Source organism: Cupriavidus sp. 8B, from assembly GCF_054589115.1.
Genome location: NZ_BAAILO010000210.1, coordinates 73,460 through 96,112, shown reverse-complemented (window position 1 = coordinate 96,112; position 22,653 = coordinate 73,460). Strand labels below are relative to the sequence as shown.

General features: G+C 66.1%; 18 protein-coding genes. 15 read left to right on the top strand and 3 right to left on the bottom strand.

The window, feature by feature from the left end; genetic code table 11:
• The 4 genes from ACYP5B_RS20715 to msrQ all read left to right on the top strand — a co-directional run.
• A partial coding sequence (locus tag ACYP5B_RS20715) for an RNA polymerase sigma factor (protein ID WP_459570956.1) occupies positions 1–514 on the top strand: 514 nt, incomplete at its 5' end.
• Positions 511–1,335 (top strand): anti-sigma factor family protein, encoded by an 825-nt coding sequence (locus tag ACYP5B_RS20710; protein WP_459570955.1) that lies wholly within the window; start codon positions 511–513, stop codon positions 1,333–1,335. The genes ACYP5B_RS20715 and ACYP5B_RS20710, both read left to right, overlap by 4 nt.
• A 162-nt stretch (positions 1,336–1,497) precedes the next feature.
• Positions 1,498–2,499 (top strand): protein-methionine-sulfoxide reductase catalytic subunit MsrP, encoded by a 1,002-nt coding sequence (gene msrP, locus ACYP5B_RS20705; protein ID WP_400091572.1) that lies wholly within the window; start codon positions 1,498–1,500, stop codon positions 2,497–2,499.
• Positions 2,499–3,197, top strand: coding sequence for a protein-methionine-sulfoxide reductase heme-binding subunit MsrQ (gene msrQ, locus ACYP5B_RS20700; protein WP_459570954.1), 699 nt, complete (start codon positions 2,499–2,501; stop codon positions 3,195–3,197). The genes msrP and msrQ overlap by 1 nt, the downstream gene beginning before the upstream one ends.
• 274 nt (positions 3,198–3,471) lie before the next feature.
• On the opposite strand, the gene lysA is transcribed toward msrQ, so the two are convergent.
• The gene (lysA, locus tag ACYP5B_RS20695; RefSeq protein ID WP_459570953.1) at positions 3,472–4,740 is read right to left on the bottom strand and encodes a diaminopimelate decarboxylase; all 1,269 of its coding nucleotides are present in this window, start codon (positions 4,738–4,740) and stop codon (positions 3,472–3,474) included.
• Positions 4,741–4,742: 2 nt separating this feature from the next.
• Entirely contained in the window at positions 4,743–4,994 is a 252-nt protein-coding gene (gene lptM, locus ACYP5B_RS20690) for an LPS translocon maturation chaperone LptM (RefSeq protein ID WP_459570952.1), read from the bottom strand.
• Positions 4,995–5,168: 174 nt separating this feature from the next.
• Here lptM and cyaY point away from each other — a divergent pair, with 174 nt between their 5' ends.
• Positions 5,169–5,504: an iron donor protein CyaY gene (gene cyaY, locus ACYP5B_RS20685; RefSeq protein ID WP_459570951.1), complete on the top strand. Its 336-nt coding sequence runs from the start codon at positions 5,169–5,171 to the stop codon at positions 5,502–5,504.
• Positions 5,505–5,574: 70 nt separating this feature from the next.
• Here the strand turns inward: cyaY and ACYP5B_RS20680 are convergent, their stop codons facing one another.
• Positions 5,575–7,947 (bottom strand): penicillin-binding protein 1A, encoded by a 2,373-nt coding sequence (locus ACYP5B_RS20680; RefSeq protein ID WP_318231193.1) that lies wholly within the window; start codon positions 7,945–7,947, stop codon positions 5,575–5,577.
• Between the two features lie 371 nt (positions 7,948–8,318).
• On the opposite strand from ACYP5B_RS20680, the gene pilM reads away from it, so the two are divergent.
• From pilM to ACYP5B_RS20630, 10 genes are all read left to right on the top strand, one after another.
• Positions 8,319–9,389: a type IV pilus assembly protein PilM gene (pilM, locus tag ACYP5B_RS20675; RefSeq protein WP_267606515.1), complete on the top strand. Its 1,071-nt coding sequence runs from the start codon at positions 8,319–8,321 to the stop codon at positions 9,387–9,389.
• An 18-nt stretch (positions 9,390–9,407) separates the two neighbouring features.
• Positions 9,408–10,052 (top strand): PilN domain-containing protein, encoded by a 645-nt coding sequence (locus tag ACYP5B_RS20670; RefSeq protein ID WP_400091567.1) that lies wholly within the window; start codon positions 9,408–9,410, stop codon positions 10,050–10,052.
• Between the two features lie 2 nt (positions 10,053–10,054).
• On the top strand, positions 10,055–10,735 hold the full coding sequence (locus ACYP5B_RS20665) for a type IV pilus inner membrane component PilO (RefSeq protein WP_318231192.1): 681 nt from the start codon (positions 10,055–10,057) through the stop codon (positions 10,733–10,735).
• Positions 10,732–11,265 carry a pilus assembly protein PilP gene (locus ACYP5B_RS20660; protein WP_267604555.1) on the top strand — a complete coding sequence of 178 codons (534 nt, stop codon included), beginning with the start codon at positions 10,732–10,734 and terminating at the stop codon, positions 11,263–11,265. Before ACYP5B_RS20665 ends, ACYP5B_RS20660 begins: the two co-directional genes overlap by 4 nt.
• A complete protein-coding gene (gene pilQ / locus ACYP5B_RS20655) occupies positions 11,262–13,430 on the top strand; it encodes a type IV pilus secretin PilQ (protein ID WP_459570950.1) in 2,169 nt (722 codons plus the stop codon). Before ACYP5B_RS20660 ends, pilQ begins: the two co-directional genes overlap by 4 nt.
• Positions 13,431–13,675: 245 nt before the next feature.
• Entirely contained in the window at positions 13,676–14,290 is a 615-nt protein-coding gene (locus ACYP5B_RS20650) for a shikimate kinase (protein WP_400091563.1), read from the top strand.
• Entirely contained in the window at positions 14,277–15,383 is a 1,107-nt protein-coding gene (gene aroB, locus ACYP5B_RS20645) for a 3-dehydroquinate synthase (protein WP_459570949.1), read from the top strand. The genes ACYP5B_RS20650 and aroB overlap by 14 nt, the downstream gene beginning before the upstream one ends.
• Positions 15,384–15,458: 75 nt before the next feature.
• Positions 15,459–16,595 (top strand): deoxyguanosinetriphosphate triphosphohydrolase, encoded by a 1,137-nt coding sequence (locus ACYP5B_RS20640; protein WP_267604552.1) that lies wholly within the window; start codon positions 15,459–15,461, stop codon positions 16,593–16,595.
• A 121-nt stretch (positions 16,596–16,716) separates the two neighbouring features.
• A complete protein-coding gene (locus tag ACYP5B_RS20635; RefSeq protein ID WP_400091560.1) occupies positions 16,717–17,460 on the top strand; it encodes a transposase in 744 nt (247 codons plus the stop codon).
• A gap of 361 nt (positions 17,461–17,821) precedes the next feature.
• Positions 17,822–22,603: a glutamate synthase-related protein gene (locus ACYP5B_RS20630; protein WP_400091558.1), complete on the top strand. Its 4,782-nt coding sequence runs from the start codon at positions 17,822–17,824 to the stop codon at positions 22,601–22,603.
• Positions 22,604–22,653: the final 50 nt, after the last annotated feature.

Here is a 22,653-nt window from a genome sequence, read left to right as displayed (position 1 = left end):
GCGCCCCCACGCCCGTGGCCTGACCGGCGACGCGGCATCCGCCGACGACCTGGTGCAGGACACGCTGGAGCGTGCGCTGCGCTACCGCTGGCGCTTCCACCTGCGCGCGGGCGCCTGGTGGGGCGATGGCGCGGATGGCCTGCTGTCATGGCTGCTGACCATGATGCACCGGCTGCGCGTGAACGCGTACCGGCGCGCGGACCCGGTGACCTATACCGACACGCTGCCCGACGTACCCAGTGCTGCGCCCGAGCCCGGCCTGCGGCTGGATCTGGCGCGGGCGCTGGCGCGGCTGCCCGAGGCCCAGCGCGCGGTGCTGCTGCTGGTCGGCCTGGAGCAGCTCAGCTATGCCGAGGCGGCGCAAGTGCTGGAGGTGCCGGTGGGCACCGTGATGTCCCGGCTGTCGCGGGGCCGGGAGCAGATGCGCATGCTGATGGATGGCGCGCCAGCCACGGCGGCCGATGCGAACCCGCAGGCCGCCGGCCACGCGGCCGGACTGCAGCGAGTCAAATGATGTCCCCAGTCAACGAAGCCGATCTCCACGCCTACGCCGATGGCCAGCTCGATCCCGCCCGCCGCGCCGAGGTGGAGGCGTACCTGGCCGCTCATCCCGAGGCCGGGGAGCGCGTGGGAGGCTGGCGGCGGCAGACGGGCGAGTTGCACGCTGCATTCGATGGCGTGCTCAACGAAACAGTGCCGCTGGCGGCACTTCCGCCAAGGCTGCGCGGCAGCCGCCGCGATGCGCAGCGGCGGCCCGCTGGCTGGGGCATGGCGCTGGCCGCCAGCCTCGCCGCGCTGGTGGTGGGTGGCGCGATCGGGTGGGTTGCACACGACCGCGCGGACACGCTGGCGGCCGGAGCGCCCTCGGTGGAGCGCTTTGCGCGCGAGGCGTTGGCCAGCCATGTCGTCTATGCGCCGGAGGTGCGCCACCCAGTCGAGGTGGCCGCCACCGATGAGGCCCATCTTGTTGCCTGGCTGTCCAAGCGCCTGGGCGCGCCGCTGCGTGTGCCCGACCTGCGCGCCCAGGGATTCCACCTGATCGGCGGCCGCCTCGGCGTGGCCGAGGGCGGCCCGTCGGCCATCCTGATGTACGAGGCCGACGATGGCACCCGGCTGTCGCTGCAACTGCGGCACATGGCGCGCGATACGCCCGATACGGGCTTTCGGCTGGAGCGCATGGGCCCAGGGCCAGGTGATCGACCCGCCGCCGCGGCGCGTACCATGGCCTTTTACTGGGTAGACCGGGATCTTGGCTTCGCGCTGGCCGGGCCGCTGGAGCGCGCGCCGCTGCTGGCGCTGGCGGAGGCGGTTTACCGGCAGTACCAAGGCGGTTGAGGGCGGGGAAATGAGTGGGATGCGAAGAAACTGAAAAAAGATGTCAGGATTCCCCTGCATCAACCGACTCAAGCTGAAGTCCAATCGTGCAGGCCGGCCCCGCCCGGGCCTGGCGCGAACGGTGAACTGTCTTTTGCATACGGCTAGCAACGAGGAACAACGATGCTGATTCCCTCCCCCAAATGGCTGCGCGGCGACGACATCGCCGCCAGCGAGATCACGCCGCGCGGTGTTTTCGAAGCGCGGCGCCGCCTGCTGGCGATGGCTGCCGCGGGCGCAGCGGGGAGCACGCTGGCGCCATGGTGCGCGCGCGATGCGCATGCCCAGGCGCCGCGCGGGCAGAAACTGCCGGCCACGCCCAACAATGCCTACGTGGTGCCCGAGAAGCGCACGCCTTACGAGGACGTCACCACGTACAACAACTACTACGAGTTCGGCACCGACAAGGCGGACCCTGCGCACAATGCCGGCACGCTGCGGACCCGGCCGTGGCAGGTCGCGGTCGAAGGCTTGGTGAAGAAGCCCAAGGTCTATGACATCGACGAGCTCGTGCGCCTGACGCCGCTGGAAGAGCGGGTCTACCGGCTGCGCTGCGTCGAGGGCTGGTCGATGGTGATCCCCTGGAGCGGCTATTCGCTGGCCGAGCTGATTCGGCGCGTCGAGCCGCAGCCCGGCGCGAAGTACGTGGAGTTCGTCACCCTCAACGACAAGAAGCAGATGCCCGGTGTCAGCGCCCGCGTGCTGGACTGGCCGTACACCGAAGGGCTGCGCATGGACGAGGCGATGCACCCGCTGACCTTGCTGGCCTTTGGCTTGTACGGCGAGGTGCTGCCCAACCAGAACGGCGCGCCCGTGCGCGTGGTGGTGCCCTGGAAGTACGGCTTCAAGAGTGCCAAGTCCATCGTCAAGATCCGTTTCGTCGACAAGCAGCCCGCCACCAGCTGGAATCTGGCCGCGGCGCAGGAGTACGGCTTCTACTCCAACGTCAATCCGGACGTGGACCACCCGCGCTGGAGCCAGGCCACTGAGCGCCGCATCGGCGAGGACAAGGGCAGCGGTTTTGGCGCGCTGTTCGCGCCCAAGCGCAAGACGCTGCCGTTCAATGGCTACGGCCAGCAGGTGGCGTCGCTCTACCAGGGCATGGACCTGCGGAAGTTCTTCTGATGGCGCCCCCGGATATGTCCCCGTCGCGCCCGGCTGTGCGCCCGGCGCGAGCGCGCGCACAGCCCGGATTCGCGACGCTTGCGCCAGAACACGTGCGCACGGTGAAGGGGGCGGTGTGGCTGCTTGTCATGCTGCCTTTCCTGCGGCTGCTTTATCTCGGCTTTACCGATCAGTTCGGCGCCAATCCGCTGGAGTTCGTCACGCGCTCGACCGGCACCTGGACGCTGGCCATGCTGTGCGTCACGCTGGCGGTGACACCGTTGCGCCGGCTTACCGGCTGGAACTGGCTGATCCGCCTGCGCCGCATGCTCGGGCTCTTTGCTTTTTTCTACGCGCTGCAGCACTTCCTGTTGTGGCTTGCCGTGGACCGGGGCTTCGATGTGGCCTACATCGTCAAGGACGTCGCCAAGCGCCCCTTCATCACGGTGGGGTTTGCCGCCTTCGTGCTGATGGTGGCGCTGGCGGCCACCTCGGCCAATGCCATGGTCAAGTGGCTGGGCGGCAAGCGCTGGCAAGGGCTGCACCGGGCGGTGTACGCCATCGCTGTGCTGGCGATCCTGCACTACTGGTGGCATAAGGCCGGCAAGAACGACTTCGGCACGGTATCGATCTACGCCGCGGTGGTGTTCGGCTTGCTGGCGATGCGTGGCTGGTGGTGGTGGCGCAAGCCCGCAACGGGCCTCAAGGCGCAACGGTAGCGCTCAAAGGTAAGAGCGTGATCTCGCGCTCGGCGGGGCGGCTGCACGGCTTGGGGGAGCCATAGGGTTTCAAGATGTCCCCGGACCAGGTCCAGCTCCGTCGAGCAATGCCGCCGCCCGCAAAGCGGCCCGGCGCGAGCCGCACGTTGGCGCAAACGGCACGCGATGCGCCGGCCGTATGGCAGGGGGTGCTGTCCGCCACCACTGCGCGCCCGCCCAGGATCAGGCCGCTGACGGCCATTGGGGGCAAGTGGTGGCGGGGGAGGGCGGGTGCTTAGCCTTGCAGCAGGCGTTCGTCGCGGAACAGATCGACCACGTGCTCGCGGCCGCGCACCAGGTGCACGTCGTGGCCGTCGACCATGACTTCCGCCGCGCGCGGGCGGGTGTTGTAGTTGGAGCTCATGACGAAGCCATAGGCGCCGGCCGACATCACGGCCAGCAGGTCGCCCGGCTGCACCGCCAAGGCGCGATCGCGGCCGAGCCAGTCGCCGGATTCGCACACCGGGCCGACCACGTCGTAGGTCAGGGCGGTTGCCTGCGCGGTTTCGCGCAGTTGCACGGGCTCGATGCGGTGGTAGGCCTCGTACATGGCGGGGCGGGCCAGGTCGTTCATGGCCGCGTCGACGATGCAGAAGTTCTTGGCAACGCCCGGCTTGAGGAACTCGACCTGGGTCAGCAGCACGCCGGCGTTGCCCACCAGCGAGCGGCCCGGCTCGAACAGTACCTCGCGATGGCCGTGGCCACGCTCGGCAACGCGCTCCAGCAGCGTGCGGGCAAAGCCGGTGATGTCCGGCGGCGTTTCGTCGTCGTAAGTGATGCCAAGGCCACCGCCCACGTCGATGTGCTCAAGGTTGATGCCTTCGCGCTCGAGCGCTTCCACCACGTCAAGCACCTTGTCCAGCGCTTCCAGATAAGGGGCAACCTCGGTGATCTGCGAGCCGATATGGCAGTCGATGCCCGCGACTTCCAGGTGCGGCAGCGCGGCGGCGGCGCGGTAGGTCGGCAGCACGTCCTCGAAGGCGATGCCGAACTTGTTGCCCTTCAGGCCGGTGGAGATATACGGGTGCGTCTTGGCGTCCACATCCGGGTTGATGCGCAGCGACACGCGCGCGCGCTTGCCCAGGCGGCCCGCCACGGCGTTGAGGCGGTCCAGTTCGGGGATCGACTCCACGTTGAACGACAGCACATCGTGCTGGAGCGCCAGTTCCATCTCGGCGGCGGTCTTGCCCACGCCCGAGAACACCACCTTGCGCGGATCGCCGCCCACCGCCAGCACGCGCTGCAGCTCGCCGCCGGACACGATGTCGAAGCCCGCGCCGAGCTTGGCAAAGACCTGCAGGATCGCCAGGTTCGAGTTGGCCTTCATGGCGTACTGCACGCGCGCGCGGCGCCCCTGGCACGCAGCGGCGTAGGCCTGGTAGGCGGCGGTCAGCGCGGCGCGCGAGTAGACGTAGGTGGGGGTGCCGTATTCGGCGGCGATGCGCGCGAGCGGTACGTGCTCGACGGTCAGGGCGCCGTCGTGGCGATGGAAAAAGGCGGTCATGGTTATTTGGCGGTGGGAGTGGCGGCCGGCACTGCGTCCGGGGCCGTGGTGGGTCCCGCTGTGGAGGCGGAGCCCCGGGGAGCCGCCGGATTCGGCACGGCCGGGTTGCCCAGGCCGGGATCCGGTACGCCCGGCTGTGCCGGTGCGGGAGGCTGTTTGGGCATCACCAGCGGGCCGCGAATGCCGCATCCCGACAGCAGGGGCATCGCAAGGCTGGCGGCAAACGCCGATACAATCGCAACACGACGCAACATCGGGTCGTCCTTAAAATGTCGTCCAGAGTCGTCCCCGATCGTCCCGGAGTGTCCCGGAGTGTCCCCAAGCGGAGCGCGGCGGGACCATCGGAAATACGAAGTACTTTTCAATACGCTGCCGGCTACGGCACTACATCGCTATGGCGGTGCCGGCCGGCGGTCTCGGAGTTTAGCATGCCCCCCCTGAGTGAAAGTGAGTTCCTGGCGCTGGCCCAGCAAGAGCTGGACCGGCTGGAAAGCGCAGTGGAGACCGCGGCCGACGCAGCCGATGCCGACATCGAAATCAACCGCGCCGGCAATCTCATGGAGCTCGAATTCGAAGACGGCTCCAAGATCATCGTCAACAGCCAGGCGCCCATGCAGGAGCTGTGGGTGGCGGCGCGTTCGGGCGGTTTCCATTTTCGCCATGATGGCCAGCGCTGGGTCGATACGCGCGGCGGCGGGGAGCTGTACGCGGCGCTGTCCGGCTACGTAAGCCAGCAGGCGGGGGTGACGCTAAAACTGGCCTGAGCGCAGCACGCAGGCACGAAAAAGCCGGCTTGAGAAGCCGGCTTTTTCATTGGGTGCGCCCGGCGGGGCCTCAGCCGCCGCCGAACATCTCCAGGATGCGCTTCTTCTCCGCCTCGACATCGGCGGGCGATTGCGTGCTTTCGTCCGGCTTGCCCGGCCACGGATCGCCCAGGCCAACCGAAGCCACGCCGGCGCCGCCCGCGTTCTCCTCGAAGGTCCAGTCGCTGCCCACCATGACCACGCCTTCCGGAGCCTGGCGTTCGGGGATTTCCGGCGCGCCCTTGAGCATCTTGCCCATGTAGCCCACCCAGATCGGCAAGGCCAGGCCGCCGCCGGTCTCGCGCACGCCCAGGCTCTTGGGCTGGTCGTAGCCCATCCAGGCGATGGCCACCAGCTTGGGCGTGTACCCGGCGAACCAGGCGTCGACGGCGTCGTTGGTGGTACCGGTCTTGCCGGCCAGGTCATTGCGGCCCAGGCGCTGCTTGGCGCTGTTTGCCGTGCCGCTGCGCACGACCTCACGCAGCATGCTGTCGGCGATGAAGGCGGTGCGGGCGTCGAGTACGCGCACTGCATCCTCGCCGGCGCGCTGGGGCTTGGTCTCGGAAATCACGTTGCCGCGGGCATCGACCACCTTCTGGATCAGGTAGGGATTGACGCGGAAGCCGCCGTTGGCAAACACCGAATAGGCGCCCGCCATCTGCAGCGGGGTGACGCTGCCCGCGCCCAGCGCCATCGGCAGGTAAGCCGGGTGCTTGTCGGCGTCGAAGCCGAAGCGCGTGATGTAGTCCTGGGCGTACTGGGTGCCGATGGCGCGCAGGATGCGCACCGACACCAGATTCTTGGACTTGGCCAGCGCGCGGCGCATGGTCATCGGGCCTTCGAACTTGCCGTCGTAGTTCTTCGGCTCCCAGACCTGGCCGCCGTTGTCGCTGATCGAAATCGGCGCGTCGTTGATCACGGTGGCGGGGGAGAAGCCCTTTTCCAGCGCGGCAGAGTAGATGAACGGCTTGAAGCTGGAGCCGGGCTGGCGCCAGGCCTGCGTCACGTGGTTGAACTTGTTGCGGTTGAAATCGAAGCCGCCAACCATGGAGCGGATCTCGCCGTCTTCCGGGCTGAGCGAGATAAAGGCGGCGGAAACTTCCGGCAACTGCGTGACCGTCCATGCGCCTTTCTCGTCCTGCGTCACGCGGATGATCGCGCCCGGCCGGATCTTGGCCCTGGGCTGCGCGTTGGCCGCCAGCGACGGTGCGATGAAGCGCAGCGCCTGGCCTTCGATGGTGGCGACTTCGCCGGACAGCAGCGTGGCGGTGACTTGCTTGGCCGTCACGCTGGTGACCACGGCCGAGCGCAGGTCGTCGCTGCCCGGGTGCTCGAGCAGCGCGTCGTCGATGGCCTGCTCGCGCTCGTCCGCGCCGGGGGGCAGGTCGATAAATGCCTCGGGGCCGCGGTAGCCATGGCGGCGCTCGTAATTCATGATGCCCGAGCGCACCGCCTCGTAGGCGGCATCCTGGTCAGGCTTGTTGAGCGTGGTGTAGACGGTCAGGCCGCGGGTGTAGGTTTCCTCGCGGTATTGGGCATACATCAGCTGGCGCACGATCTCGGCCACGTACTCGGCGTGGGTGGAGAACTCATTGCCTTCGCCGCGCACCTTCAGTTCTTCGTGGATGGCCTGGTCGTATTGCTCGGGCGTGAGGTAGCGCAGGTCACGCATGCGCTGCAGGATGTATTCCTGGCGTACCTTGGCGCGCTTGGGATTGACCACCGGGTTGTAGGCCGACGGCGCCTTGGGCAGGCCGGCCAGCATGGCGGCCTCGGCCGGCGTCACGTCCTTGATCGACTTGCCGAAATACACCCGGGCCGCGCTGGCAAAGCCATAGGCGCGTTGCCCCAGGTAGATCTGGTTCATGTACAGCTCGAGGATCTGGTCCTTGGACAGGTTGGCCTCGATCTTGTAGGCCAGCAGCATTTCATACAGCTTTCGGGTGTACGTCTTCTCGCTGGACAGGAAGAAGTTGCGCGCCACCTGCATGGTGATGGTGGAGGCGCCTTGCGACAGGCCGCCGCGCAGGTTGGCCAGCCCGGCGCGCAGCACGCCGACGAAGTCCACGCCGCCGTGTTCGTAGAAGCGGTCGTCCTCGATGGCCAGCACAGCCTTCTTCATCACATCCGGTATTTGCGCGATAGGCACGAAATTGCGCCGTTCCTCGCCGAACTCACCAATCAGCACGTTGTCGGCCGTGTAGATCCGTAGCGGGATCTTGGGGCGGTAGTCCGTGATGGTATCGAGCGAAGGCAGATTGGGGGCGGCCACCAGCAGCGCGTATCCCACCAGCAGTGCCACCGCCACGATCCCGGCTACCAGCAGGCCCAGGGCCCAAAAGGTTAGCCGCATCCAGATCGGACGCCGGGCGGGCAGGGCAGGCTTCTGTTGTGCTGTGGCCATAAGGGAAATACCTAGTTAGAGGTGCCGGGATTATATCTCCCGGGATACGCCGCACCCGGCGCGTTGTGGCGCGCACGCCGCTATCGCGCTGTTACAAGATGTAATGGAATTGAGATCTGCATGAAACGAAAAGATGGGCGCGGCGGGGCGGGTGAGGGGCACCGTGGGATTTTGGCAACGCTTTGTGGGGGGTGTTGATGAAAAGCAATCGTGGTCAAACCGGCACATTGCCAGCGCCCAGTTTTTTGGTGAGAATCCACCAACTAAAAGAGCAAAACGTTTCATCCAAGAAACAATACAGACTCGCCAAATTAGAGCAAGCAAGCCAAGGCGAGTTCAACGGTCAGGGGGTCACCTTGCGGCGAGGCATCTTGTCGGGGTTGTTGCGCCGTACGACGGTCGGCGTTGACATCGGGTCGTCCAGCGTTAAGGTAGTCGAGCTGTCCGTGGGCAGTGGCAAGAACGACTATCGGCTGGAAAAATGTGCCAGCGAACTGCTGGACCGTAATGCCGTTGCGGATGGCAACGTGGTCAATATCGAAGCCGTTGGCATCGCTCTCAAGCGTGCCCTCGGCAAAGCCGGCATCCGCACCAAGGAGGTGGTGCTCGGCGTGCCTTCGATGCTGACCGAATCGCAGACCGTCAGCCTGCCGGACAACTTGTCCGAGGACGAGCTTTACGTCCAGGTGGAATCCGAGGCGCATCGCCTCTATCCGCCATCGCAGGCCGTCAATTTCGATTTTGCCGTGATCGGCCCCAGCGAAACCGAGGGCGGCATCGGCGTGCGCGTCACCGCGGCCAACAGCGACCGCGTGCAGGAGCGCGTGACCGCCGCCGAAATGGCCGGGCTCAAGCCGCACGTGATGGACGTCGAGGAATACGCGGTGCAGCGCTCCGTGGTGCAGATGCTGGGCGTGTCCGCCGACATCAGCGCCACCGACGCCAAGGAGCTGCCCGTGGTGGCCGTGATCCACCTTGGCGGCAGCCGCTCCAAGGCGATTTTCTACCAAGGCTGGAAAGAGCTCTACGAGCAGCCGCTCAACAGCTACGGCGACCAGCTCACCCAGAGCGCGGCGCGCATGTTCACGCTGGACGCGCTCAAGGCCGAGATCAAGAAGCGCAAGAACACGCTGCCCGAAGCCTGGCGCAACCAGCTGCTCAAGCCCTGCCTGGAGGCGCTGGCGGTGGAGGTGCAAGGCGCCGTGCGCAACTTCCTGTCGGCGTCCAGCATCGGCCGGGTCGACGAGATCCTTCTCTCTGGCGGCCATGCGTCGCTGGTCGGCGTGCAAGCCGCGATCGAGCAGCAAACCGAGATCACCACCACGCTGGCCAACCCGTTCGCCAACATGATGACAGCCGTCAAGGTCAACGAGCGCTATCTGCAGCGCGACCTGCCGGCCTACATCGTGAGCGCCGGGCTTGCGCTGCGCGGCCTGCAGTAAGCCAGCGAGGGAAGCCGCATGTCTACCAACTCGATCCCGACAGTTAATCTGCTGCCGTACCACGAAGCCCGCAGGGCATCGCGGCGCAAGAAGGTCTATGCCGTGCTGGGGGGCGCGGCCGGCGCCGGCGCGCTGGCGGTGCTGCTGGGCGGCATGTACATCGATCACCGTGTCGATGCCGTGGCCAGCCTGAACCAGGTGCTCCTGGCGGAGAACAACCGCATGGACGGGCAGATCCGCGAGGTGAATACGCTGCGCAAGGATATCGAGGGGCTGCTGCAGCGGCAGAAGGCCATCGAGGGCCTGCAGAACGAGCGCAACCGTCCCGTGCAACTGCTGGAGGAACTGGTGCGCCAGGTGCCCGAAGGCGTGTACCTGACCACCCTCAAGCAGACCGGCGACGCCTTTACCGTGACCGGCATCGCGCAGTCGAACGAGCGCGTCTCGGAGTTGCTGCGCAACCTTAGCCAGGTGCAGTGGCTGGACAAGGCCGAGCTGGGCGAATCCAAGGCCGTGATGATGACCAACAACCTGCGCGAGCAGCGGCGGCTGTTCGATTTCTCGATGCGCTTCGCCTACCGTGCGCCGGAAACACCGGACGACGGCAAGAAGGGCAAGGCCGGCTCCGCCGGCGCGAGTGCGCCGGCAGGCGCAGGGGGCTGACCATGGCACTCAATAGCGAAATCTCGCTGGCCACGTTGAACGATCTCACCGCGCAGTTCCGTGGCCTGAACCTCAATGAGCCGGAAACCTGGCCGGCCGCCCCGCGGGTGCTGTTCGCGGTGCTGGCTGCGGCGCTGGTGCTGCTGCTTGGCTGGCAGTTCTACTGGGGTGGCAAGCTCGAGGATCTCGATCGCCGGCATGCCGAGCAGGACACCCTGAAGCAGTCCTACATGAGCAAGGTGGCGCAGGTGGCCAACCTGGACGCGCTGCGCAAGCAAAAGGCCGAAGTGGAGCAGCGCGTGGCGCTGGTCGAGCGCCAGTTGCCCAACAAGACTGAGATGGACGCGCTGCTGGCCGACGTCAATCACGCTGGCGTGGCGCGTGGCCTGCAGTTCGAGTTGTTCAAGCCGCAACCCGCCGTGATCAAGCCTTACTTTGCGGAGATCCCGGTCAACCTGAAGGTCACCGGCCGCTATCACGACGTGGCCCAGTTCAATGCCGATGTTGCCGCGCTCTCGCGCATCGTCTCGATGCAGGGGCTGCAGTTCGCCACCGGCAAGGATGGCGGGCTGACGATGGAGGCCGTGGCAATGGCCTACCGCGCGCTGGATCCCGAAGAACAGGCGGCGCAGCGCAAGGCGGACGCCGCGGCGGCCAAGACGGCTGCGGGAGCGAAAAAATGATGCCAGCGATCCAGGCTTCGCGCCTGCGTGCCTGCGCTTGCGCGCTGATCGGCGTCGCGCTGTTGGCAGCCTGCGGAAGCAGCGAGGAAGACGGCCTGCGCCAGTGGATGGCGCAAGCCCAGGCCGCCAAGGCGCCGCCGCCGGCGCCGCTGCCCGAGCCCAAGCCGTACGTGCCGCGCGACTACGAGGGCCGCAGTGCGCCCGAGCCCTTTGCCCAGAACAAGATCGGCGACCTGAACCGGGTTCTGTCCGAGTCCCCGGAATCCGGCCGTCGGCGCGAGCCGCTGGAGGATTTCCCGCTGGAGAACTTCAAGATGCTGGGCGCCATGAAGAAGAGCGGCGAGACCTACGGCGTCGTGCAGGTAGATAACAAGATCCACCACGTCAAGGTGGGTCAGTATCTCGGCCAGAACTACGGCCGGGTGGTCCGCATCAACGATCAGGAGATCGTGTTGCGCGAATTGGTCCGGGAAGGGGTAGCCGAGTGGAAAGAAAAAATGACCAGCCTGAAGCTGGAGGGGTCGGCATGATCATGGGTCGCTGGTACCGGGCGCTTGCTGGCGCTGCGGTGATGATGCTGGTCTTGGGCGCGCCGGCTGCGCAGGCGCAATCGACAACGGGCAACGCGGTCAAGCGCGTGGATGCCACCACGGTGGGCGAGCAGACCGTGTTCACGGTCGAGCTGCAGCGACCGCCAACGCAGAAGCCGGCCGACTTCACCACGCAGAATCCGCCCAAGCTCGCCATCGATTTCCTCGATACCGGTTTCGCGGCCGGGCGGGCGCAATACGACTTTGGGGGCAAGTTGCTCAAGAGCGCCAATGTGGTGCAGATCGGCGACCGCACCCGCGTGGTCCTCGACCTGACCCGCGTGGCCAGCTATCGCACCGAAGTGCGCGGCAACCAGTTCGTGGTGCTGCTCGACAACGTCGCCCCGACCGCCAGGGCCGCCGTGCCGACTTTCGCCGTCAGCTCGGCGCAAGCGCCTGCGGCGCCGTGGAACCGGTCAACCTTGCGCAATATCGATTTTCGCCGCGGCCAGGATGGCGCGGGCCGCATCGTGGTGGATCTCTCATCGCGGGACTCCGCCATCAATATCGCGCAGCAGGGTCAGAACGTGGTGGTCGAATTCCTCAATACGTCATTGCCCGACGTCCTGCGCCGGCGCTATGACGTGAGCGATTTCGGCACCCCGGTGCAGGGCATGCGGGCGAGCGAAAACAACGGCACCACGCGCCTTGCCATCGAGCCGCGCGGCAATTGGGAGTACAGCTCCTATCAGACCGATACGCAGTTCGTGGTGGAGGTGCGCCCGGTCAAGGAAGATCCGGCCAAGCTGATCAGCGGGGCAGGCTTCCGCGGCGAGCGGCTCTCGCTGAACTTCCAGAACATCGACATCCGTTCGCTGCTGCAGGTGTTCGCCGATTTCACCAACCTCAACATCATCACCAGCGAAAGCGTGCAGGGCAACCTGACGCTGCGCCTGAAGGATGTGCCCTGGGACCAGGCCCTGCAGATCGTGCTCGATGCCAAGGGCCTGGCCTCGCGCCGCAACGGCAATGTGCTGTGGGTGGCGCCCAAGGCTGAACTGGCCACCAAGGAAAAGCTCGAGCTCGAATCCCAGCAGCAGATCAACGACCTCGAGCCGATCCGCAGCCAGGTGTTCCAGCTCAACTACCAGCGTGCCGAAGACGTGCGGCGCATGCTGCTCGGGCTGGCCGCGGCAGGTTCCGCCGGCGGCGCGGGCGCGCTGGGCAGCGTAAGCCCGATCGGCGCGGCGGGCGGCCTGGCCGGCACGGCGGGCAGCACCCGCATGCTGTCCAAGCGCGGCTCGCTGACCGCCGATCCCCGTACCAACCAGCTGTTCGTCTCCGATATCGCGACCAAGCTGGAAGAGGTGCAGAGCTTCCTTGGCAAGATCGACATCCCGGTGCGCCAGGTCATCATCGAGGCGCGCATCGTCGAGGCCAACGATACCTTCAGCCGCAACCTGGGCGTCAAGCTGGGCTTTGCCTCCAAGACTGCCGGCGCCGGCTACGGCAACACCTACACCAATGTGGTGAGCCCGGTGACGCAGAACGCGACCTGGGACAATGGCCCGGCGCTGAGCCTGCCAGCGGCGGCGATCAACGGCGTCAATCCGGCTTCGGTCGCGGTCAGCCTGTTCAACAACGCTGCCGGCCGTTTCCTGGCGCTCGAGCTGTCCGCGCTGGAAGCGGATGGGCGGGGCAAGATCATCTCCAGCCCACGCGTGGTCACCGCCAACAATATCAAGGCGCTGATCGAGCAAGGCACGGAGCTGCCCTACCAGGCCGCCACCTCCAGCGGCGCCACCTCGGTGCAGTTCCGCAAGGCCAACCTGAAGCTGGAAGTCACGCCGCAGATCACGCCGGAAGGCAATGTCCTGCTGGACGTCGACGTCAACAAGGACAGCGTGGGCATCCAGACCACCTCGGGCTTTGCCATCGACACCAAGCACGTGCAGACGCAGGTGCTGGTGGAGAACGGCGGCACCGTGGTGATTGGCGGCATTTATAGCCAGACCGAATCCACCAATGTGAACAAGGTGCCATTCCTGGGGGATATCCCGGTGCTTGGCAACCTGTTCAAGGACAACGCCAAGGTCAACAACCGGACCGAGTTGCTGGTGTTCCTGACGCCGCGCGTGCTCAACGACAGCGTGTCGCTGAAATAGCCCCGCTCGCGCCGGATGCAGTAGACTGGCAGGCCGCATCGTTTCGATGCGGCTTTTTTTATTGTCCAGGCGGGCTAGAGAGATTGGGCGAGGGGCATGTGGCAGGCGCGCAAGGCGTGTCGCGAGGCGGGTTGCCTTGTGCCGATTGCGCCGCGCCACTTGCCCGGATCGTCCCAACATAAGAAGATGATGCAGTTTTCCACCGCGAGGGCCGGCCAGAGACCCGGCTCCCGCCCCACACGCCAGTGACAGCCACCCGCCCGAACCTTTTCTTTGTCGGCCTGATGGGTGCCGGCAAGACCACCGTCGGCCGCACCGTGGCCCGGCGCCTGAACTACCCGTTCTTCGATTCGGATCACGAACTCGAGGCGCGTTGCGGCGTGCGCATCCCGATCATCTTCGAGCACGAGGGCGAAGCGGGCTTTCGCGACCGCGAGGCGCAGGCGATCGACGAGCTTACCCAGCGCCGCGGCATCGTGCTGGCCACCGGCGGCGGTGCCGTGCTGCGCCCGGAGAATCGGGCGCACCTGAAGGCGCGCGGCACCGTGGTCTACCTGCGCGCCAGCCCGCACGACCTGTGGCTGCGCACCCGTCACGACCGCAATCGCCCGCTGCTGCAGACCGAAGACCCCAAGGGACGGCTGGAAACGCTCTATGGCGAGCGCGACCCGCTTTACCGCGAGGTGGCGGATTTCATCATCGAAACCGGCAAGCCTTCGGTAGCGCAGCTTGCTAATATGGTGTTGATGCAACTTGAAATGGCCGGTTTCACCGTTGCCGCCGAAGAGCCCGAAGGGGCAGACGGCGAGTGCGCGGACAACCTCCCGGCGCAGGACCAGAATCACAATGATCACCCTTGAAGTCAGCCTTGGGGAGCGCAGCTACCCCATCCATATCGGCACCGGCCTGCTTGACCAGACTGAGTTGTTCCGCCCCCATGTGCGCGGCCAGCATGCCGTCATCGTCACCAATGAGACCGTAGGGCCGCTATACGCCGCCCGTGTCCAGGCCAGCCTGGCGGCGCTCGGCAAGACCGTGCGCACCGTGACCCTGCCCGACGGCGAAGCCTTCAAGCAGTGGGAAACGCTCAACCTGATCTTCGACGCGCTGCTGAGCGCGGGCGCTGACCGCAAGACCACGCTGATCGCCCTGGGTGGCGGCGTGGTGGGCGACATGACCGGATTTGCCGCCGCCTGCTACATGCGCGGCGTGCCGTTCGTGCAGGTGCCCACGACCCTGCTGTCGCAGGTGGATTCGTCGGTGGGCGGCAAGACCGGCATCAACCACCCGCTCGGCAAGAACATGATCGGCGCCTTCCACCAGCCTAATGCGGTGATTGCGGACATCGACACCTTGCGCACGCTGCCGGAGCGCGAACTCGCGGCGGGCCTGGCCGAAGTGATCAAGCACGGCGCCATGGCCGATGCCGAGTATTTCGGCTGGATCGAGCGCAATATCCGCGCGCTCAACGCCTGTGATCCCGACATCATGGCGCTGGCGGTCAAGCGTTCCTGCGAGATCAAGGCCGCCGTGGTGGCCCAGGACGAGCGCGAGGGCGGCTTGCGCGCGATGCTTAATTTTGGCCACACATTCGGCCACGCCATCGAGGCGGGCATGGGCTACGGCGAATGGCTGCACGGCGAGGCCGTGGGTTGCGGCATGGTGATGGCGGCGGATCTGTCGCACCGGCTCGGCTTCATCGACATCGAAACGCGCGCGCGCGTGGTGCAGCTCATCCGCGCCGCCATGCTGCCGGTAGTCGCGCCGGAACTTGGCACCGACCGCTACATCGAACTGATGAAAGTGGACAAGAAGGCAGAAGCCGGCAGCATCAAGTTCATCCTGCTCAGGAAGCTGGGCGAAGCCTTCATCACCACCGTGCCGGACCCTGACTTGCGCGCTACCTTGCAGCACGCGGTGCTCAGGCCGCCTACCGAGGCGCCGGTCGCCTGACGCGATCGGTTATGCCTTGCAACCCCGGCCGGGCGGCGCACCGCCACCCGGCTGGACGCCTGACCGGATTGCCGCATGACCGACCTCGAAAGCCATCTCGCTCCCTATGCCGCCCGCTCCGCGCAGACACTTGGGCGGGTGCACGCCGAACCGGCCTCGTCCTCGCGCACGGAGTTCCAGCGCGACCGCGACCGCGTCATCCATAGCACGGCCTTCCGGCGGCTCGAGTACAAGACCCAGGTCTTCGTCAACCATGAGGGTGACCTGTTCCGCACCCGGCTCACCCATAGCCTGGAAGTGGCGCAGATCGCGCGCTCCATCGCCCGCAACCTGCGCCTGAACGAGGACCTGGTCGAAGCCATTTCGCTGGCGCACGACCTGGGCCACACGCCCTTCGGCCATGCCGGGCAGGATGCGCTGAACAACTGCATGAAGAACCACGGCGGCTTCGAGCACAACCTGCAGAGCCTGTTGGTGGTGGATGAGCTGGAGGAGCGCTATGGCGGCTTCAACGGGCTCAACCTGACCTTCGAGACGCGAGAGGGCGTGCTCAAGCATTGCTCACGCGTCAATGCCTCTGCGCTTGGCGAACTGGGCCGGCGCTTCCTGGAGGGGACGCAGCCCTCGCTGGAGGCCCAACTGGCCAATCTGGCCGACGAGATCGCCTACAACAACCACGATATCGACGACGGCCTGCGCTCCGGGCTGCTCACGCTCGAGCAGATGGACGAAGTGCCGATGTGGGGGCGCCACCGGGCCGAGGCGATGGCGGCGTTTCCCGGCATCAACGGGCGGCGCGTGATCAACGAGACCGTACGCCGCATGATCAACACGCTGATTGTCGACCTGATCGAAACCACCAGCCAGAACATTGCCGCCGCCAACCCGCGCAGCATCGAGGCCGTGCGGGCCGCGGGCCCGATGGTGGCCTTCAGCGCGCCGGTGCGCGAGGAAGCGGCGGCGCTCAAGCGCTTCTTGTTCCGCCATCTCTATCGCCATTACCTGGTGATGCGCATGTCCTCCAAGGCCCAGCGCATCATCACCGACCTGTTCGATGTCTTCATGGCCGATCCGCGCCTGCTGCCGCCGCAGTACCAGGCGGGGCAGGGCCGCGACCAGTCCCGGCTGATCTCGCACTACATTGCCGGCATGACCGACCGCTATGCGATCCGGGAGCACCGCCGCATATTTGCAGTCGACGAAGGAAGCTAGGCCCGCGCGGCCGGCGGGAAAATTGGGGACGGATCAGGCTGCGGCTAGGCTATCATCGGGCATCGCTTCCGTTTGAGCCATCCGCCCGGCAAGCGCTTATCGCCGATCCTCTTCACCCATCATGGCCCGACTTCCTCGTTTCTCCCCGGCTTCGCTGCCGGCGCTGGTGTTGCAACGCGGCAACAATCGTCAGCCCGTCTTCCGTGGAACCGACGACTACCTCCATTACCTGGACTGCCTGCGCATGGCCGCGCGGGAGCACGACCTGGCGATCCACGCCTATGCCTTGCGGCCGAATCATGTCCACCTGGTGGCAACCCCCCGGCATGCCGATTCGCTGAGCCTCACCATGCAAGCCGTAGGGCGCCGCTATGCGCGCTATTTCAACCGGGTCGCCGGCCGTACCGGCACGCTGTGGGATGGCCGCTTTCGCTCGGCGGTGTTCGATCCAGCTGCCTGGATGTTGCCGGCCATGCAGTACGTGGAGGGCAACGCCGTGCGCGCCGGCGAAGTGACCTCAGCGGAGGGGGATCGCTGGAGCAGCTATCGCCACCATGCCGGCATCGAGGCCAGCCCCTTTGTGAGCGATCACTCTGCGTACTGGGCGCTGGGCAATACGCCGTTCGAGCGTCAATCCAACTACCGCGCCGTCACCGCCGAAGGGCTGTCGTCGATGACCCTGGCCACGCTGCGCAGCCACGCGCATAGCGGCTGGCCCCTGGGTGACGCGGCCTTTCTTGCGCAACTGGAGCGCCAGGGCGGGCGGCGCGTGCAGCCGTTGCCCAAGGGCCGCCCGGCGGGTCGGTCCGCGATGGACCGGGAGTCCGAGCCCGATACGGTCCAGCCACCCCACATGGGCAAGTGAGGCGTGGCGCGCTCGACTGCGGCGGAGGTCGATAAAGCACGCGCCGCGGTGCACCATACTTAATCTGTCCCCAAATAAAGACCATCCCCGTTGTGGTGCGAGTATATTTATGATCTGACCCCATTTAAAAATTTTGCGGGACGGGTACGATTCTTTTATAGTTCCTCCACCCACATTCATTGTGCGGCGCGTCACGCCTGTGTACGCCGCTGCGGCCCCGCTGTCTCTCTGGTTCCCCGTCCCCGGTTTTCAACCGGCCCCGGTGGAAGAGTGCGGTCCCCGTTCCGGTCTGCCTTGCTGGCTCGCAGCCCTCACCGGAATCAAGCCCGTGGACCAATCGCAATCCCAATCAAAGCAAACGATGGCCCAAGCGCAGGCCGCAGAGCCTGCCGCCGCCACGTACGCGCCTGCCTCGCGTCCGCAAGCCCAGGGCATGTACGACCCCGCCAATGAAAAAGACGCCTGCGGCGTCGGCATGGTTGCCCATATCAAGGGCAAGAAGAGCCATGAGATCGTCCAGCAAGGCCTGAAGATCCTGGAGAACCTGGATCACCGCGGCGCGGTCGGCGCCGATGCGCTGATGGGCGACGGTGCCGGTATCCTGATCCAGATCCCGGACCAGTTCTACCGCGAAGACATGGCCAAGCAGGGCGTGACCCTGCCGCCGTCCGGCGAGTACGGCGTGGGCATGATCTTCCTGCCGAAGGAGCACGCCTCCCGCCTGGCCTGCGAGCAAGAGCTCGAGCGCACCGTGCGCCTGGAAGGCCAGGTCGTGCTGGGCTGGCGCGATGTGCCGGTGGACGCCGCCATGCCGATGTCGCCGACGGTGCGCACCACCGAGCCGGTGATCCGCCAGATCTTCATCGGGCGCGGCCGCGACATCATGACCACGGACGCGCTGGAACGTAAGCTCTACGTGATCCGCAAGACCGCCAGCCACGCCATCCAGGCGCTCAAGCTCAAGCACGGCAAGGAGTACTTCGTGCCGTCGATGTCGGCGCGCACGGTGGTGTACAAGGGCCTGCTGCTGGCAACGCAAGTCGGCGAGTACTACCTGGACCTGCAGGACCCGCGCGCCGTCTCGGCCCTGGCCTTGGTGCACCAGCGTTTCTCCACCAACACCTTCCCGGCCTGGGAGCTGGCCCACCCGTACCGCATGGTCGCCCACAACGGCGAAATCAACACGGTCAAGGGCAATGTGAACTGGGTCAACGCACGGACCGGCGCCATCTCGTCGCCGGTGCTGGGCGACGACCTGCCCAAGCTGTGGCCGCTGATCTATCCCGGCCAGTCGGACACCGCATCGTTCGACAATTGCCTCGAACTGTTGACGATGGCCGGCTACCCGCTCGTCCACGCCATGATGATGATGATCCCGGAAGCCTGGGAACAGCACACCATGATGGACGACAACCGCCGCGCCTTCTACGAGTACCACGCTGCCATGATGGAGCCGTGGGACGGCCCCGCCGCGATCTGCTTCACCGATGGCCGCCAGATCGGCGCCACGCTGGACCGTAACGGCCTGCGTCCGGCGCGTTTCTACGTGACCGAGGATGACATCGTGGTGCTGGCTTCGGAAGCCGGCGTGCTGCCCTTCCCCGAGTCGCGCATCGTGCAGAAATGGCGTCTGCAGCCGGGCAAGATGTTCCTGATCGACATGGAGCAAGGCCGCATCATCGACGACAAGGAGCTCAAGGACAACCTGGCCAACGCCAAGCCCTACAAGAGCTGGATCGACGCCGTGCGCATCAAGCTCGATGAGCTGGATGCCAAGCCCGAGGACGTGGCTGCCGAGAAGAAGCCGGACGCACGCCTGCTGGATCGCCAGCAAGCCTTCGGCTATACGCAGGAGGACGTCAAGTTCCTGATGGCGCCGATGGCGCTGGCCGGCGAGGAAGCCACCGGCTCGATGGGCAATGACAGCCCGCTGGCCGTGCTGTCGTCCAAGAACAAGACGCTGTATCACTACTTCAAGCAGCTGTTCGCCCAGGTCACCAACCCGCCGATCGACCCGATCCGCGAAAACATGGTGATGTCGCTGGTGTCCTTCATCGGACCCAAGCCCAACCTGCTCGAGCTCAACAACATCAACCCGCCGATGCGCCTCGAAGTGTCCCAGCCCGTGCTGGACTTCAAGGATATCGCGAAGATCCGCAATATCGAGCACTACACCGGCGGCAAGTTCCGTTCGTATGAACTGAACATCTGCTATCCGCAGGCATGGGGCAAGGAAGGCATCGAAGCCCGCCTGGCCTCGCTGTGCGCGGAAGCCGTGGATGCCGTGCGCTCGGGCTACAACATCCTGATCGTGTCGGACCGCCGCGTCGATGCCGAGCACGTGGCCATTCCCGCGCTGCTGGCAACGTCGGCCATCCACCATCACCTGGTGGACAAGGGCCTGCGCACCTCGGCCGGCCTGGTGGTGGAAACCGGCACGGCGCGCGAGGTACATCACTTCGCCCTGCTGGGCGGCTACGGCGCCGAAGCCGTGCACCCGTACCTGGCGATGGAAACGCTGGCCGACATGGCGCAAGGCCTGTCCGGCGACCTGTCGCCCGAGAAGGCGGTCAAGAACTTCGTCAAGGCGATCGGCAAGGGCCTGCAGAAGGTGATGTCCAAGATGGGCATCTCCACCTATATGTCGTACACCGGCGCGCAGATCTTCGAAGCCATCGGCCTGTCGCGCGAACTGGTGCAGAAGTACTTCCACGGCACCGCATCGAATGTCGAAGGCATCGGCATCTTCGAAGTGGCCGAGGAAGCGCTGCGCCTGCACCAGGACGCCTTCGGCGACAACCCGGTGCTGGAAACCATGCTGGAGACCGGCGGCGAGTACGCCTACCGCGTTCGCGGCGAAGCGCACATGTGGACCCCTGACTCGGTGGCCAAGCTGCAGCACGCCGTGCGCGCCGACGACGGCAAGGGCGCGTACCAGACGTACAAGGAATACGCCAACATCATCAACGACCAGAGCCGTCGCCACATGACGCTGCGCGGCCTGTTCGAGTTCAAGGTCGATCCGACCCGCGCCATTGCGCTGGAAGAAGTGGAGCCGGCCAAGGAGATCGTCAAGCGTTTCGCCACCGGCGCCATGTCGCTGGGTTCGATCTCTACCGAGGCTCACGCCACGCTGGCCGTCGCGATGAACCGCATCGGCGGCAAGTCGAACACCGGCGAAGGCGGGGAGGACGAGAAGCGCTACCGCAACGAACTGCGCGGCATCCCCATCAAGCAGGGCGATACGATGCAGGGCCTGCTGGGTAGCGAAGCCGTCGTGCGCGACCAGGAACTGCAGGCAGGCGATTCGCTGCGCTCGAAGATCAAGCAGGTGGCATCGGGCCGTTTCGGCGTGACCGCCGAATACCTGGCGTCCGCCGACCAGATCCAGATCAAGATGGCGCAGGGCGCCAAGCCTGGCGAAGGCGGTCAGCTGCCCGGCCACAAGGTCTCGGACTACATCGGCAAGCTGCGTTACTCGGTGCCGGGCGTGGGCCTGATCTCGCCGCCGCCGCACCATGACATCTACTCGATCGAAGATCTGGCACAGCTGATCCACGACCTGAAGAACGTCAACCCGGCGTCCGATATCTCGGTCAAGCTCGTGTCCGAAGTGGGCGTGGGCACCGTGGCCGCGGGCGTGGCCAAGGCCAAGGCCGATCACGTGGTGATCGCCGGCCATGACGGCGGCACCGGCGCTTCGCCGCTGTCGTCGATCAAGCACGCCGGCACGCCGTGGGAGCTGGGTCTCGCCGAGACCCAGCAGACGCTGATGCTCAACGGCTTGCGCAACCGCATCCGCGTGCAGGCCGACGGCCAGATGAAGACCGGCCGCGACGTCGTCATCGGCGCGCTGCTGGGTGCCGACGAGTTCGGCTTCGCTACTGCACCGCTGGTGGCAGAAGGCTGCATCATGATGCGCAAGTGCCACCTGAACACCTGCCCGGTGGGCGTGGCCACGCAGGATCCGGCGCTGCGCGCGAAGTTCCAGGGCAAGCCCGAACACGTGGTGAACTTCTTCTTCTTCATCGCCGAAGAAGCCCGCGAGATCATGGCGCAACTGGGCATCCGCACGTTCGACGAGCTGATCGGCCGCGCCGACCTGCTCGACACCAAGCCCGGCATCGAGCACTGGAAGGCACGCGGTCTCGATTTCACCCGCGTGTTCTACCAGGCACCGTTCCCCGCCGAGGTGCCGCGTTTCCACACCGACGTGCAGGATCACGGCCTGTCGCTGGAAGCCGGCAAGGCGCTGGACCACGTGCTGATCGCCAAGGCGCGTCCGGCCATCGACAAGGGTGAGCGCGTGTCGTTCATCCAGCCGGTGAAGAACGTCAACCGTACCGTCGGCGCGATGCTCTCGGGCGTGGTGGCCAAGCAGTATGGCCATGAAGGCTTGCCTGACGACACCATTCACATCCAGCTGCAAGGCACCGCAGGCCAGTCCTTCGGCGCTTTCCTGGCGCACGGCGTCACGCTGGACCTGGTTGGCGATGGCAACGACTACGTGGGCAAGGGCCTGTCGGGCGGCCGCGTGATCGTGCGCGCTCCGCACGAGTTCCGCGGCGACCCGACCCGCAACATCATCGTGGGCAACACCGTGCTGTACGGCGCGATTGCCGGCGAAGCCTTCTTCAACGGCGTGGCCGGCGAACGCTTCGCGGTGCGCAACTCCGGCGCCGCCGCAGTAGTGGAAGGCACGGGCGATCATGGTTGCGAGTACATGACCGGCGGCACCGTGGTGGTGCTGGGCGGCACCGGGCGCAATTTCGCGGCCGGCATGTCGGGCGGCATGGCCTACGTCTATGACGAGGACGGCTTGTTCGACAAGCGCTGCAACACCTCGATGGTGGCACTGGAAACCGTGCTGGCCGCGGCGGACCAGGAAAAGGGCCAGTCGGCCGCTTCCTGGCACAAGGTGAACGGCCAGCGCCAGCTGGATGAAGTCATCCTCAAGGGCTTGATCGAGCAGCATTTCCGCTTCACGGGTTCCGAGCGCGCCAAAGCATTGCTGGCCGACTGGGCCACGGCACGCCGCAAGTTCGTCAAGGTCTTCCCGACCGAGTACAAGCGCGCGCTGGGCGAGATGTACGCCAAGGAGCAGGAAGCGAAGGACAGCGACCGGGAAGCCATCGCCGCCTGAGCCCCAAGGGCAGGGCAGCGAGCCCGCCAAGCATGAGCGCTGTCGCGGAT

Coding starts and splice junctions, on each gene's coding strand:
- ACYP5B_RS20710 (WP_459570955.1), top strand. CDS start 511: ATGATGTCCCCAGTCAACGAAGCCGATCTCCACGCCTACGCCGATGGC.
- msrP (WP_400091572.1), top strand. CDS start 1,498: ATGCTGATTCCCTCCCCCAAATGGCTGCGCGGCGACGACATCGCCGCC.
- msrQ (WP_459570954.1), top strand. CDS start 2,499: ATGGCGCCCCCGGATATGTCCCCGTCGCGCCCGGCTGTGCGCCCGGCG.
- lysA (WP_459570953.1), bottom strand. CDS start 4,740: ATGACCGCCTTTTTCCATCGCCACGACGGCGCCCTGACCGTCGAGCAC.
- lptM (WP_459570952.1), bottom strand. CDS start 4,994: ATGTTGCGTCGTGTTGCGATTGTATCGGCGTTTGCCGCCAGCCTTGCG.
- cyaY (WP_459570951.1), top strand. CDS start 5,169: ATGCCCCCCCTGAGTGAAAGTGAGTTCCTGGCGCTGGCCCAGCAAGAG.
- ACYP5B_RS20680 (WP_318231193.1), bottom strand. CDS start 7,947: ATGGCCACAGCACAACAGAAGCCTGCCCTGCCCGCCCGGCGTCCGATC.
- ACYP5B_RS20670 (WP_400091567.1), top strand. CDS start 9,408: ATGTCTACCAACTCGATCCCGACAGTTAATCTGCTGCCGTACCACGAA.
- ACYP5B_RS20665 (WP_318231192.1), top strand. CDS start 10,055: ATGGCACTCAATAGCGAAATCTCGCTGGCCACGTTGAACGATCTCACC.
- ACYP5B_RS20660 (WP_267604555.1), top strand. CDS start 10,732: ATGATGCCAGCGATCCAGGCTTCGCGCCTGCGTGCCTGCGCTTGCGCG.
- pilQ (WP_459570950.1), top strand. CDS start 11,262: ATGATCATGGGTCGCTGGTACCGGGCGCTTGCTGGCGCTGCGGTGATG.
- aroB (WP_459570949.1), top strand. CDS start 14,277: ATGATCACCCTTGAAGTCAGCCTTGGGGAGCGCAGCTACCCCATCCAT.
- ACYP5B_RS20640 (WP_267604552.1), top strand. CDS start 15,459: ATGACCGACCTCGAAAGCCATCTCGCTCCCTATGCCGCCCGCTCCGCG.
- ACYP5B_RS20635 (WP_400091560.1), top strand. CDS start 16,717: ATGGCCCGACTTCCTCGTTTCTCCCCGGCTTCGCTGCCGGCGCTGGTG.
- ACYP5B_RS20630 (WP_400091558.1), top strand. CDS start 17,822: ATGGCCCAAGCGCAGGCCGCAGAGCCTGCCGCCGCCACGTACGCGCCT.